Origin of the sequence: Mucilaginibacter ximonensis (genome assembly GCF_042686265.1) — a bacterium.
Classification (GTDB): Bacteria; Bacteroidota; Bacteroidia; order Sphingobacteriales; family Sphingobacteriaceae; genus Mucilaginibacter; species Mucilaginibacter ximonensis.
In genome coordinates this window covers 43,956-57,024 of sequence record NZ_JBHUPD010000003.1, presented here as the reverse complement: position 1 = coordinate 57,024, position 13,069 = coordinate 43,956, and the positions used below count along the sequence as shown (strand labels likewise).

The 13,069-nt window shown below is 42.7% G+C and carries 18 protein-coding genes; 4 read left to right on the top strand and 14 right to left on the bottom strand.

Features of this window, described 5'->3' with window-relative positions:
• The 12 genes from rplN to ACFS5N_RS14090 all read right to left on the bottom strand — a co-directional run bounded on the left by rplN (position 1) and on the right by ACFS5N_RS14090 (position 6,940).
• Positions 1-369 carry a 50S ribosomal protein L14 gene (rplN, locus tag ACFS5N_RS14145; protein WP_073405786.1) on the bottom strand — a complete coding sequence of 123 codons (369 nt, stop codon included), beginning with the start codon at positions 367-369 and terminating at the stop codon, positions 1-3.
• Position 370: 1 nt separating this feature from the next.
• Positions 371-625 (bottom strand): 30S ribosomal protein S17, encoded by a 255-nt coding sequence (rpsQ, locus tag ACFS5N_RS14140; protein ID WP_377186747.1) that lies wholly within the window; start codon positions 623-625, stop codon positions 371-373.
• 19 nt (positions 626-644) lie between these two features.
• Positions 645-854 carry a 50S ribosomal protein L29 gene (rpmC, locus tag ACFS5N_RS14135; protein ID WP_377186744.1) on the bottom strand — a complete coding sequence of 70 codons (210 nt, stop codon included), beginning with the start codon at positions 852-854 and terminating at the stop codon, positions 645-647.
• Between the two features lie 88 nt (positions 855-942).
• A complete protein-coding gene (gene rplP / locus ACFS5N_RS14130) occupies positions 943-1,365 on the bottom strand; it encodes a 50S ribosomal protein L16 (protein ID WP_377186741.1) in 423 nt (140 codons plus the stop codon).
• 48 nt (positions 1,366-1,413) lie between these two features.
• Positions 1,414-2,268 (bottom strand): 30S ribosomal protein S3, encoded by an 855-nt coding sequence (gene rpsC, locus ACFS5N_RS14125; RefSeq protein WP_377186738.1) that lies wholly within the window; start codon positions 2,266-2,268, stop codon positions 1,414-1,416.
• A 5-nt stretch (positions 2,269-2,273) separates the two neighbouring features.
• Positions 2,274-2,702: a 50S ribosomal protein L22 gene (gene rplV / locus ACFS5N_RS14120; protein WP_377186735.1), complete on the bottom strand. Its 429-nt coding sequence runs from the start codon at positions 2,700-2,702 to the stop codon at positions 2,274-2,276.
• A 3-nt stretch (positions 2,703-2,705) separates the two neighbouring features.
• Complete coding sequence (gene rpsS / locus ACFS5N_RS14115) at positions 2,706-2,972, bottom strand: 30S ribosomal protein S19 (protein ID WP_194107141.1); 267 nt, start codon at positions 2,970-2,972, stop codon at positions 2,706-2,708.
• 2 nt (positions 2,973-2,974) lie between these two features.
• Positions 2,975-3,802 carry a 50S ribosomal protein L2 gene (gene rplB, locus ACFS5N_RS14110; RefSeq protein WP_377186732.1) on the bottom strand — a complete coding sequence of 276 codons (828 nt, stop codon included), beginning with the start codon at positions 3,800-3,802 and terminating at the stop codon, positions 2,975-2,977.
• A gap of 7 nt (positions 3,803-3,809) precedes the next feature.
• Complete coding sequence (rplW, locus tag ACFS5N_RS14105; RefSeq protein WP_377186729.1) at positions 3,810-4,100, bottom strand: 50S ribosomal protein L23; 291 nt, start codon at positions 4,098-4,100, stop codon at positions 3,810-3,812.
• Position 4,101: 1 nt separating this feature from the next.
• Positions 4,102-4,731, bottom strand: a complete 630-nt coding sequence (gene rplD / locus ACFS5N_RS14100) for a 50S ribosomal protein L4 (protein ID WP_377186726.1) — start codon at positions 4,729-4,731, stop codon at positions 4,102-4,104.
• Position 4,732: 1 nt separating this feature from the next.
• Positions 4,733-5,350 (bottom strand): 50S ribosomal protein L3, encoded by a 618-nt coding sequence (gene rplC / locus ACFS5N_RS14095; RefSeq protein ID WP_377186724.1) that lies wholly within the window; start codon positions 5,348-5,350, stop codon positions 4,733-4,735.
• A 270-nt stretch (positions 5,351-5,620) separates the two neighbouring features.
• Complete coding sequence (locus ACFS5N_RS14090) at positions 5,621-6,940, bottom strand: tetratricopeptide repeat protein (protein WP_377186721.1); 1,320 nt, start codon at positions 6,938-6,940, stop codon at positions 5,621-5,623.
• A 167-nt stretch (positions 6,941-7,107) separates the two neighbouring features.
• Between ACFS5N_RS14090 and ACFS5N_RS14085 the strand changes: the two genes are divergently transcribed.
• Together ACFS5N_RS14085 and ACFS5N_RS14080 are read left to right on the top strand one after the other, a co-directional pair.
• Entirely contained in the window at positions 7,108-8,670 is a 1,563-nt protein-coding gene (locus ACFS5N_RS14085) for a rhomboid family intramembrane serine protease (RefSeq protein ID WP_377186718.1), read from the top strand.
• A gap of 27 nt (positions 8,671-8,697) precedes the next feature.
• Positions 8,698-9,087, top strand: a complete 390-nt coding sequence (locus ACFS5N_RS14080) for an acyl-CoA thioesterase (RefSeq protein ID WP_377186715.1) — start codon at positions 8,698-8,700, stop codon at positions 9,085-9,087.
• Between the two features lie 116 nt (positions 9,088-9,203).
• Here ACFS5N_RS14080 and ACFS5N_RS14075 read toward each other — a convergent pair whose 3' ends face one another.
• Positions 9,204-10,463 carry a prephenate dehydrogenase/arogenate dehydrogenase family protein gene (locus ACFS5N_RS14075; RefSeq protein WP_377186712.1) on the bottom strand — a complete coding sequence of 420 codons (1,260 nt, stop codon included), beginning with the start codon at positions 10,461-10,463 and terminating at the stop codon, positions 9,204-9,206.
• A 132-nt stretch (positions 10,464-10,595) separates the two neighbouring features.
• On the opposite strand from ACFS5N_RS14075, the gene ACFS5N_RS14070 reads away from it, so the two are divergent.
• The gene (locus ACFS5N_RS14070) at positions 10,596-11,429 is read left to right on the top strand and encodes a hypothetical protein (RefSeq protein WP_377186709.1); all 834 of its coding nucleotides are present in this window, start codon (positions 10,596-10,598) and stop codon (positions 11,427-11,429) included.
• 30 nt (positions 11,430-11,459) lie between these two features.
• Positions 11,460-11,951: a hypothetical protein gene (locus ACFS5N_RS14065; RefSeq protein WP_377186706.1), complete on the top strand. Its 492-nt coding sequence runs from the start codon at positions 11,460-11,462 to the stop codon at positions 11,949-11,951.
• Here the strand turns inward: ACFS5N_RS14065 and ACFS5N_RS14060 are convergent, their stop codons facing one another.
• Positions 11,952-13,061, bottom strand: coding sequence for an acyltransferase family protein (locus tag ACFS5N_RS14060; protein ID WP_377186703.1), 1,110 nt, complete (start codon positions 13,059-13,061; stop codon positions 11,952-11,954). It lies immediately after the preceding gene.
• Between the last annotated feature and the right edge of the window lie 8 nt (positions 13,062-13,069).

Genomic DNA, 13,069 nt, shown 5'->3' with positions numbered 1-13,069 from the left:
TTACAATACCTCCGGTGCTAATGATACAATTTTCATAAATTGTTTCTCACGCAATTCTCTTGCAACAGGGCCAAAGATACGTGTGCCTCTCGGCTCATCCTGGTTGTTTAACAAAACAGCCGCGTTATCATCGAAACGGATGTATGAACCATCTTTTCTGCGGATTTCTTTTTTGGTTCTAACCACAACGGCTTTTGATACAGTACCTTTTTTTACGTTACCAGAAGGCAGTGCACTTTTTACAGTTACTACTATCTTGTCACCAATTGAAGCGTATCTTTTACCGGTACCGCCTAACACACGGATCACTAAAACTTCTTTAGCGCCGCTGTTATCAGCTACATTTAATCTTGATTCCTGTTGTACCATCTTATTTAGCTCTTTCTAAAATTTGAACTAATCTCCAGTTTTTGCTTTTGCTCAGCGGACGAGTCTCCATGATTAATACTGTATCGCCGATACCGCAGGTATTATCCTCGTCATGAGCCATAAATTTGGTAGTTTTCTTAATAAACTTACCATAAATCGGGTGCTTCACCTTCCGTTCTACTGTAACTACAATAGATTTATCCATCTTATTGCTTACTACCAGACCGGTACGTGTTTTTCTTAAATTTCTTTCCATTTTCCTCGACGCGTAAAAATTAATTTTGTTCAGAAGCTTGCGCTGCCTTACGCTTAGTTAATTCAGTGTTTAAACGAGCAATATCCTTGCGCACTTTAGTAATGCGGCTCGGGTTCTCAATCGCTGAAACTGCGTGTGCAAATTTTAGCTTGGTAAGATTAGCTCTCTCCTCGCCGATCTTTGCAACCAACTCTTCAGTTGCGAGGCCTGTAATTTCTGAGTTCTTCATTTTCAATTATTCTATTAGTTGTTTGAGTTTTTAGTTCCAAGCTCACATATGGTTTTGTAACCGCAAACTCAAAACTGCTAACTTTAATTTATGCTTCTACGTAATCGTTACGTACAACAAATTTTGTTTGTACCGGTAGCTTTTGGGCTGCAAGGCGTAATGCCTCTTTAGCAACTTCCAATGGCACACCTTCTGCTTCAAAGATGATCCTTCCGGGGCGCACTACCGCTACCCAATATTCCGGAGCACCTTTACCTTTACCCATACGTACCTCTGCTGGTTTTTTAGTAACCGGTTTGTCAGGGAAAATTCTGATCCAAACCTGTCCTTCACGTTTCATATAACGTGTTACAGCGATACGTGCAGCCTCGATTTGACGGCTGGTGATCCAGGCCGCTTCGAGTGATTTTACACCGAAAGATCCAAATGACAGTTCAGCACCACGAGTGGCTAAACCTTTCATTCTGCCTTTTTGCATCTTTCTGAACTTCGTTCTTTTTGGCTGTAGCATTTTCTTAAGCTTTTATATCGTCTCGATATATTAATTCAACTTCTGTTATTATCTTCTTGGTGCACCACCTTGACGGTTATTACCACCGCCTCTGTTTTGGCCACCACCGCGGCTGTTGTTGCCGCCTTGTCTGCGATCGCCTTGTCTGCGTTCGCCACCGCGCTCACCGCCTCTTTCATTACCACCTCTGCGGTTGTCAAAGCCGGCGCCGCCTTCAGGGCGACCACCTTTACCACTTGGGCTGCTTGAACCACCAATGTTTGGTGATAAATCGCGTTTTCCGTAAACCTCGCCTTTGCAGATCCATACTTTAACACCTATTTTACCATAAGTAGTTAAAGCTTCACCTAATGCATAATCGATGTCTGCGCGCAAAGTATGCAGAGGGATTCTTCCTTCTTTATACTGCTCGCTACGTGCCATCTCAGCGCCACCTAAACGGCCTGATGTCATTACTTTAATACCTTCAGCACCCATACGCATGGTTGAAGCTATTGAAGTTTTCATGGCACGACGGAAAGAGATACGTGCTTCAAGTTGTTTTGCTATGCCTTCAGCTACCAGTTGTGCATCAAGCTCTGGGCGTTTTATCTCAAAGATGTTGATCTGAACTTCCTTTTTAGTAAGTTTTTTCAACTCTTCTTTAATTTTATCTACTTCGGCACCACCTTTACCAATCACAATACCCGGACGGGCAGTGTGAATAGTTACAGTGATACGTTTCAAAGTACGCTCGATTACTACTTTTGACACGCCGCCTTTGCTGATACGTGCTGATAAGTATTTGCGGATCTTTTCGTCTTCAACTAATTTATCGGAGTAGTTGTTGCCACCGAACCAGTTAGAATCCCAACCTCTGATGATTCCTAATCTGTTACCTATTGGATGTGCTTTCTGTCCCATTTCTATTAGTTGATATCGTTTTTAGAGCCTACAATTAGCGTTACGTGGTTTGAACGTTTGCGGATACGGTATCCTCTACCTTGAGGAGCCGGACGCATTCTTTTGTTTTGACGACCACCGCCTACTGATACTTCTTTTACTACCAGATTGCTGTCTTCAACACGTTGACCTTCGTTTTTAGCTTCCCAGTTTTTGATAGCTGATACTAAAAGCTTCTCAACACGTACTGCTGCTTCTTTATTCAAGAACTTCAGTGTGTTTAACGCTTTCTCAACTTCAACACCGCGAATTAAGTCAACTACCAGGCGCATTTTGCGTGGCGAAGTTGGGCAATTCTGCAATTTTGCAACAGAAGCGCCACCTTGCTGAGCCTTCTCTTGCTCTTTGCGTTGTCTGATCAATACAGACTTTTTGATTTTAGTTGTTGCTTCCATTGCTTATTTTTTCTTTTCTGCGTGACCGCGGAATGTACGGGTTGGTGCAAACTCTCCCAGCTTATGACCAACCATATTTTCAGTTACATACACAGGGATAAATTTGTTACCGTTGTGTACCGCGAATGTATGACCAACGAAATCAGGAGAAATCATGGAACGACGTGACCATGTTTTTACAACCGATTTTTTATTTGACTCATTTAACGTCAAGACTTTTTTGTCAAGGTTATGGTCAATATAAGGTCCTTTTTTAATTGAACGTGCCATTATTATTTCTTCCTTCTTTCAATGATATAACGATCAGACCCTTTTTTCTTGTCACGTGTTTTGTAGCCTTTAGCTAACAAACCTTTACGTGAACGTGGATGACCACCTGAGGCTCTACCCTCACCACCACCCATAGGGTGATCTACCGGGTTCATGGCAACACCACGAACTCTTGGGCGACGGCCTAACCAGCGGTTACGACCAGCTTTACCTAATACCGCGTTTGCTTTTTCGCCATTTGAAACGGTACCGATAGTAGCCAAACAAGTTGACAGTATCATACGTGTTTCGCCTGAAGGCAATTTGATGATAGCATATTTACCATCGCGTGCTGAAAGCTGTGCATAAGTACCGGCGCTGCGGGCAATAACACCACCCTGGCCTGGGTTTAACTCAATATTGTGTATAATAGAACCTAACGGAACGTTTTTCAAAGGCATAGTATTACCAACCTCTGGAGTAGCGGTCTCGCCAGATACAACTATTGTACCAACAGTTAAACCTTCCGGAGCTATCATATATCGTTTCTCACCATCTGCAAAGTGTAGCAGTGCTATACGTGCAGAACGGTTTGGATCGTACTCAATTGTAGCAACTGTTGCAGGGATGTCAAACTTATTACGTTTAAAATCGATCAATCTGTATGCTTTTTTATGACCACCACCTAAATAGCGCATAGTCATTTTACCGCTGTTATTACGTCCGCCCGATCTTGTGTTGGATGATACAACCAACGATTTTTCAGGAACGTTTGTTGTAATATCTGAATTAGATACATCAACTCTGAAGCGAGTACCCGGAGTAACCGGTCTAAATCTCTTTACTGCCATGTCTTAATTATATATTGCTGTAAAAATCTATTGTTTCACCGTCTTTCAACGTCACAATCGCTTTTTTCACGGTAGCTGAACGGCCTTGAACCAAACCAGCTTTGGTGTTACGAGTTTTCAGTTTTCCAACGTATCTCATTGTATTAACAGCAGTAATGTTTACGCCGTACATGGCTTCGATTGCTGTTTTAATCTGAATTTTGTTAGCCCGAGGGTCAACTATAAAAGCATAACGGTTAAGCTTCTCAGTGATTTGAGCTACCTTTTCAGTAAGTAAGGGTTTTCTTAAAATTTCCATATTACTTAGCTAATGCTTCCTCCAATTTTTGAACAGCACCGGTTGTTAACACCAATTTACCAGCGTTTAACACATCATAAGTGTTAATTTGGTCAACTGTGATAACCTTGGTTTTCGCCAGGTTTCTGCTTGATAAATACACATTGTTGTTTGCTGCAGGCAATACTAATAATGTTCTAACATCGCTAGCGTTGATGTCTGCAACCAGTTTTACGTAGTTTTTAGTTTTGATAGTATCAAAGCTAAAATCTTCTAAAACTACTACATTGCTTTCTTGAGCTTTGTAGGTTAAGGCAGAGTAACGGGCCAATACTTTAAGCTTTTTGTTCAGCTTGAAGCTGTAATCGCGCGGTTGCGGACCGAAAACACGGCCACCACCATTAAACAATGGAGATTTTACACTACCGGCGCGTGCACCGCCTGTACCTTTTTGTTTATATAATTTGCGGGTTGAACCTGCAATTTCATTACGTTGTTTTGATTTATGCGTACCCTGACGTTGGTTAGCCAAAAATTGCTTAACGTCTAAGTAGATAGCATGATCATTAGGTTCGATACCGAAAATCGCTTCAGGAAGTTGCACCTTGGCACCTGTTTCTTTACCTGATACGTTTAATACTTTAACTTCCATCTTATTTATCCACGATTACGAATGAACCCTTAGCCCCTGGGATGGAACCTTTAACTACTAACAGGTTTTGCTCTGCGTAAACTTTCAATACTTCTAAGTTTTGAATTTTAACGCGCTCATTACCCATTTGGCCTGCCATACGCATGCCTTTGAATACTCTTGACGGCCAAGATGAAGCACCCAATGAACCCGGAGCACGTAAACGGTTGTGCTGACCGTGAGTTTGCATACCCACACCACCAAAACCATGACGTTTTACCACACCCTGAAAACCTTTACCTTTTGACGTACCCACTACATCGACAAAATCTCCCTCAGAGAAAATCTCAACGGTAACAGTGTCACCCAAAGATTTTTGATCTTCAAAAGTTTTAAATTCAACAAGCTTACGTTTTGGGGTAGTACCGGCTTTTTGGAAATGGCCTTTTAACGGAGCAGAAGTGTTCTTCTCTTTTTTCTCGCCATATGCTAGCTGTACAGCTGCATAGCCGTCTGTCTCAACAGACCTTACTTGTGTTACTACGCAAGGGCCAGCTTCGATAACTGTGCAAGGGATGTTTTTCCCTGAGTCGTCGAATATGCTGGTCATTCCTACTTTTTTACCAATTATTCCTGACATTTTTTTATGTGTTTGTGCCCATCGAAGCAGTAGGGCTTCGTTCAAGGCATTATAATTTTCCCCTCGAAAGGGACGGCAAAGATAGCAACTTTACTTTAATTGTCAAATAGTTACTAAGTTATTTTTAAATAAATATTCAAAAGAGGTAAAAACTTGATTTTATGAGCAGTACGGCAGGGCCCGCCCCTGGCTATGAAGGGGTTATATGTTAGCCCGTTGACTACACCTGCAGCTTAGTAATTAAAGGTGTTTATAACAGACATGGCCTGGCTACTGCGGTAGCTTATGGGCAGCCGGCTGGTGCGATAATTTATTTTTTAACCAATGCGTTAAGCTATGGTGCAGCGGAACCAGGAATGCCGCTATGGCCACCAGGATAATAAGTTCAAATACCGGTGTATGGTGTGTTAAGCGTTCAATAAGCGGATGCAGCAATAACGTTATAAACTCAAACAGCAGCATCAGCGAAAGCACACCCATAAAATCAATAAGCTTACGATGCATTTTAGTGCGGCTTAACAGGAATACGATCATCAGAAATATCGGTATAAATAAGGCTATGGCTACTAGTTGCAGGTTGGTCTTGCGTTCCTCTTCTTCTTTTAGTTTCTGCTCTTCCAGCTCACGGCGGCGTTGCTCTTCGGCGATGGTCAGGTTTTGAAACTCGCGCGTTTTTTCGGTGTCGAACAATTGCTTATTTAAAGCCAGGGCCTGCTTATAATAGGCGGTCGCTTTTGCCTGGTCGTATCCATCGTATAATGCAGCCAGCTTTTCGGTCGAGTCCATGATTTGAAAGGTATAGCCGACAATCTTAGCATCATTCAACGCATTTATACAGTATACCTTTGCCGAATCGGTTTGATGTACCGCTATGTAATGATCGGCTATAAGCATATTGGCCATCATAGCCCTGTAGTGCTCGCCAAGCCGGGTGGTGGTAGCGACTGATGTTTTTAAAAATGCCAAACCGGTGTCATACTGTTTAAGCAGCAAGTAGGTATTACCGAGGTTAAGCTGCGCATACGCGGTGATCAATTCGTCGTTAAGACGTGCAGCTAATACATTGGCCAGGTTAGCATATTTAAAGGCCATTTGCGGTTTATTGGCGCGGTTATAATAAAATGCTGCCGATGAGTACCCCTGGGCAAGTGCCTTATCCAGCTTAAACTCACGGCTAAGTGCTATGGCCTGTTGCAGGTAATGGATTGCTTTCTCTTCGTCTTTCTGATCGTCATAGATACTGGCCAGCATGGTATAACAATTTATACTGAAGCGACGCTGGTTTAACTCATTACATAGCTGCAAACTTTCAAACAAATTTTTGATAGCTGCAGGATAGTTCCCCAGTAAGTTATAGGTGTATCCGTACAAATAAAGGCCGGTAGCAACTTTGCTTTTGTAGTTTTTACTACGGGCCAGCCTTATGCCATTGCCTATATATTTAAGTGCCGAATCGGGTTTGTCGCTGTAAAACTGTGATAACTGGTAATTGTAATTAATTTCAAGACTATCAATATTACTGGTATTTATAAGCTGCCTTAAGCTGTCTATCTGCTTTTGCTGAGCATAAACAGTTAACGTTAAGGACATAAGAATAGCAGGAAATAGTCTTTTAAACATCGCGACGGTTTTAAGCGTAAATATAATATATCCACTTGTTTTATCAAGATCAACTATAAAGGCAATTACCTGCCGCCATAAAAACCTGCGTACTTACTATTAAATTCATTTATATTTATCTTGCTTATCACAAAAATATGGCCTGGGGCATATCACCACGTAAAATAATTACCATTCCGCTGGGCGACTACAGCCCTGATTACTATTTAACCTTATTGTATCACGCTTTTAAAAACCTGGGCTGGCGCATTGGTTATTTTAACCGTGATGGCATTATTGGCTATACGCAAATTTCATGGGAAAGCTATGCCGAAGAAGTTTCGGCCAGAATAATAGGTAACGATATAGTAATTAAAAGCGAATGCGTAGGGTATCAGTTTTTCTTTACGGATTATGGTAAAAACGCTAAAAACCTCGAATTACTGGTAAATGGCGAGATCGAGTATGTAGAATACCATCTGCAAGACAGCCTGCACGAAACCACCCAGCAGCTTATCGACAGCATTCCGGATAACCAGTTTATTAATCTGGAAGACCCTCCGATGGGGTATAAAGAAAAACTTCGCACGTTTTTATCGGCTTTTACACCTGCCCCTAAATATTTTATTACGCCGTTGCTGGTAATCATTAATATCGTCGCCTTTTTCCTGACACATGTTATTATAATAGCGCTCTTTGTTGCAAGTATATTTAATGCAACGCGGCATAATGGTAACCATTTTGAAGTTCATGATTTAAAAGAAACTTTCGAAAATCTCTATCTGTCAGTTGGTTTTAGTAGCCGCAATCCGGTATTGCACGGGCAGGTATGGCGCCTGGTAACCAGTATATTTTCGCACTTTTCATTATTGCACCTGGGTGGCAATATGATTGTGCTTATTTACATAGGATCGCTTATTGAATCGAAGCTGGGTAGATGGAATTACCTGATATTGTATTTGCTCACGGGCATTTGCGCCAGCATTACTTCGGTGATTTGGCATGACCATGGGGTGGCAGCCGGCGCGTCGGGCGCTATATTTGGCTTGTTCGGAATTTTACTTGCCTTACTAAGTACAAAATTTTATGAGGCAAGTGCCCGCCGGGCTTTACTAATCAGCACGGTAATATTTGTGGCCTACAGCATTATCCCGATAGGTAAGGAAGTTGATCATGCCGCACACTTTGGCGGGTTGATATCGGGGTACTTGTTTGGTTTATTAGCCTATAGCGGACTAAAAAACCGAAAACAAACTATCGTGGTTGGCTTGGCTAGTATTGCTACGCTTGCTTATACGGCTTGTTGCCTTGCATTTGCGCCTGTTTATCAGTTGCGCGATTTGAAAGAACTCACGCATCATACTCAGAAACTGTCTAACAGCTTACAACAAAATTTTTACGGTAATTATAACATGAGCCACGACTCTGTAATGTATTTACTTAACACTAAGGCCCTCCCAGAAATTGATACGCTGAAGGATATTGCCCCAAAATTAAATAAACTAACACTACCTAAAAAACAAAAGCAGGTGGCAGTTATAAAGTCGAAGCTAATTTTGGAGGAATGCAAACTTTACACGCTTTTATATAAAGAGTATCGCGACCGCGACCCGGTAAAATATCGCCCCGAAATTAATATCGCCACACAAAATATAAATGATTTAAGAGTTGAATGGACCAAAACAGGAGATGACCCTGACCTGGATGACGACGACAACTAAGTATATTTGCCACATATTTAGTACCACATGAACTTCTACACACGCAAATGGGTAAAACCTGAGGACCTTAACGCTCATGGAACTTTGTTTGGCGGCCGCCTGCTGGCCTGGATTGATGAAGAAGCTGCTATTTACAGCATTATTCAATTAGGCACCAATGGTTGTGTTACCAAGTATATGTCTGAAATAAACTTTGTAAGCTCGGCACGCCAGGGCGATATTATTGAGCTGGGTATTAAGGCCACACATTTTGGCCATACCTCGTTAACCCTAACCTGCGCCGTACGCAATAAGATCACCCAAAAAACCATTCTCACTATTGATAAAATTGTGTTTGTGGCGGTTGATGAGTTTGGCAAACCGATTAGACACGGCCGCACAGAGATAACTTATACCGATGAACGTTTGAGGGAGTAAAAACCGAAAAAGGTCCTGCTGAACTTCTTTCAGCATCTCACTTGTCAGGCTTGCCGATTGCCGTTTTTGAATGTACAACAAGATACCGAAACAAATTCGGTATAATAAGGATAATATTATTCTGTCATTAACCTTCTGATCAATTCGGCACTTTGACGCTTGCCTTCTTCCAGCCTGCCATCAAAAAACTTCTGTACGTCGTTAAAGTGTTTTTTATAGCCTTCCATATCGCCATAGCCAATAATAGCGGCCCATTCGCGCACGGCGGAGTGGAACTCCAGATCATCGCCCCGGATGGTTTTATCATATAGTGCGGCCTGTATAGATTCTTCCAGTAATGCTTCGTCTTTGAACAGATATTCGGCAATCCCCAATCGTAAGCGAAAAGGCGGAGTTTGGCAAATTAGGTTATCGTACGGGTTAACCCCAAGATGGTACCAGGCATCAACCATACTTAATATGCTCAGGTGCGAGTTTGGCTTTTGCTTGTCATGATCTTTTCCAAGGGAAAATTCCCTCATAACCTTGTCATTTAGCATGATGGGTTTGCGGCTTTCATGGAAAACAAAATCACGCGCTCTGTACAGGCGCTCGCGGAATGCCACTTCATCTTCCTGTATCATCAGCTTAAACAACTCTGATTCAGAAACGGCATACTGTCTTACCTGCTGGCGGGCGTAAGGGTTCATGATAGCCAAACCCGCGTATACGTGGGCTTTGTAGCTAAATATGCGGAGAGTGGTCAGGATCTTCACATTGTCAATACCGCCAATGTACGAGGCATTTTCCCAGGGGAAAAAACCGGCTTCTTTCCAGGCCGTGCCCATGCTTTCAAAACCTACATGGGTTACGGCCTGGGTGTCGGCAACAATTTTATCGTGTTCATGATAATCGGCCAGTTCTACAATTTCCGACCCGATGGCCGTAAACAGGTCAATCATGCGTTGACGCGCTTCATTATCGGCACGATGTGGTATAAGGATGAGCGTTTGCCCTTGTGGATCAAACCCGGGGCCATGCATGCCATGAAAAGTAATGATCTGCGCGTGCTGCGGAAGATATTTTTCAAAGGCGATTATCTCGGGCGTTTTCACTGAGGTTTGTCCGGCAACAATGGCTCCCGGTTTAGTATACGCCGCGTATTCAGCGACAACTTTGGCAATATGCTCTGCTTCGACGGAATAAATAACCAGGTCGCTGATTTGCGACACCTCTTTACCACTATCAAGCACCGTAATACCCAATGGCGACAGTTCATCCTCCAATTGCTGCCTGTTGGCCGGCAAATCGCAACCTGTAACAGCGTAGCCCGCTTTGGCAAAAGCTTTAGCATATAGCCGGCCCATGTCGCCCAAACCTATAATCCCGATATTCATGCCGCTAATATAACTAAGTGTAGCAAAATTGCGTACAAAGGGCCACATAACTCATACTCCATAATGCTGCAAACCCGCAACAAAACCTATTTTTTACTGTTTTTTAATATATCATTGTATAATTTTACAATTATGAAGAACCAATTCATGTTGAGACTTTCACTGTTATTGCTGGTTTTGTTCGGTTTTTTAGCCCACACTCGAGCTCAAGACAGCGTTAAAAAAGCTGTTGTTAAAAAAACAACTACAGTGGTAAAACCGGCAAATACAACTAATCATACGGCGGGTATTCCTATTAACCCCAAAACCGGGAGACCTTACAGCAGATATGGCTATGGCGCTTATGCCAAAACTTATCATGAACAGTTAAAGGCTGATAGTGTAAAAAAAGTCGCCGCAATACCGGCAGCCGTAACAACGGCCAAAGTTCAGTTAAAAAAGGACAGCAGCACAGTAGCCCAACCTGTACCTAAAACCGACAAAAGCCTTTACGGCCAATATCAATACTTGCTAACCAAGGTATATAACTATCAAAAGCCTTTTGTTGAAGCAATGTGGAAAAGCTACAGCGACACGCTGCGAGGCGTACGTAACCAATTAAAAACAGCCAACGATAAAACTACAGTGCAAGCCAAAACTATTGACAGTTTGCGAGCAGCTGTAAAAGCAAAAGAAGAAGCCCTTACCAAAACCGATTCCATTAGCTTTATTGGCATTGCCCTGGCAAAAAGCACTTACAATATGATTATGTGGGGACTGGTGCTCGTTCTCGGCATTATTGCCGCTGTGGTAATTGCGCGTACCGGCGGCTATCGTAAAGAAGCTGTTTACCGTACCACCTTGTATAATGAGCTGGAAGAAGAGTTTAAAACCTTTAAAGCCAAAGCCAACGAAAAGGAAAAGAAACTGGCCCGCGAGTTGCAAACCGAACGAAACAAATTGGATGAATTAACCGGTAGAGGTTAACTCCGGCCCCTGGAGGGTAGCAATAAAAGCATGAACAGCCACTCAACTAACAATACTCATTCCCCGTTCAGGGAATTAGAGGGCAAAGCCTACCTTTTTGGCTGGAACCCTGTTAAGTTTGAATGGGCAGATTTAGCTGACGACATTAAAAAACTAAAAGAAACCGGCCATCTGGAAGACAACTGGAGCGTAGCCAGTCATAAAACCATTAAACCCGGCGATCGCGCTTTTATAGTGCGTGTAGGTGTTGAACCCAAAGGGATTTTTGCCTCGGGATATATCGCTTCTGAGCCCTATCTTGCTTTCAGAAAGGGGCGGCATTATCACCGCATCACTATTGCCCTGGATGTATTGCTAAATCCCGAGCATGAACAAATACTTAGTCTCGATATCTTAAAGACAGGTAACCTGGCCGCCCAAACCTGGACACCACAAGCATCGGGTATCTCTATCAGGCCCGAGTTGGTTGATGAACTGGAAGGTGTTTGGCAGGATTTCCTGGAAAATGGAAATGCCTTTTAGCTATTTGAACTTACTTTTCAACAGTAAAAAACGTCGCTCAATAAAATAATAAGATAGTGTGCTGATTAGTAGCAAAAGCCCAAGCTTTACTATAATGATTATCACTATAGGATGGCCGTCCATAAATCTTAGCCAGGGTTGCCACGCGTTTGTCCCGATAAAAAGCTCCTGCCAGATGTACATACTATAAGAGATCAGCCCGGTTTTCACCAACGGCCTTGATGACAGAAAGCTCCTCCCCTTTAAGCTGAATAAAATTACCATCGCAAATAGAACTGCCCCTACAAACTCGGACACGTAACGGGTATAATAACTAAAAGCACGGGTGGTTATCACTAATGCCAGCAATAGCAGAACAGTAACTAAAATATTACGGCCGGATGCCGATGTTACAGGAATGATGCCTTTAAACATAAATATGGAAAGTAACGAGCCTATCAAAATAATGACCGGCCCTTTCCAAAAAGCATACCGGCTCAACCTGTTTAACCAATTAGTAACAGGATAATGGTTGATACTTACAAAGTGCTCTCCACAGAAAGCAATCGCAGTAGCGCCGACAACAATCAGCAAAGCGATAGCGGTGTATCGGTTAACATTAGACATTAGCAATGCCGGGAAGATCAGATAAAACTGCACCTCGACAGCAAGCGACCAAAAATGAGCCGTGAAAGGTTCATTGGGCATTGGCAGGTTCTTGATAAAGACTGCCGATGCCGCAAAATCAAACAGCCGGATATTTAGGTGAAAAAAGATATTTAATAGCCAAAGTACTGCCAGAAACCCATAAGCCGCCGGAATTATCCGCAATACCCGCCTGATATAAAATTGCGACAAAGATGCTTTGCCTTTGGTAAGCTGCTCCTTCAATAAAATAGTGGTGATCAAAAACCCGCTTAAAACAAAAAACAGATCGACACCGGTGCGGCTGTTTATGGAAAGGCCCAACGGATTCAACAAGACATTCCCGCCCAAATGCGCGAAAACGACCATGAGCACCGCGATTCCTCGCAAACCATCTAAAGCTTCAAAATGCGGAGCCTGCAGCGCAGCCGGTACTGACGTTACTGGCCCGAATAGTTTTTTATAAAAGCTGTTGAAACCCATCATTGCTTTTT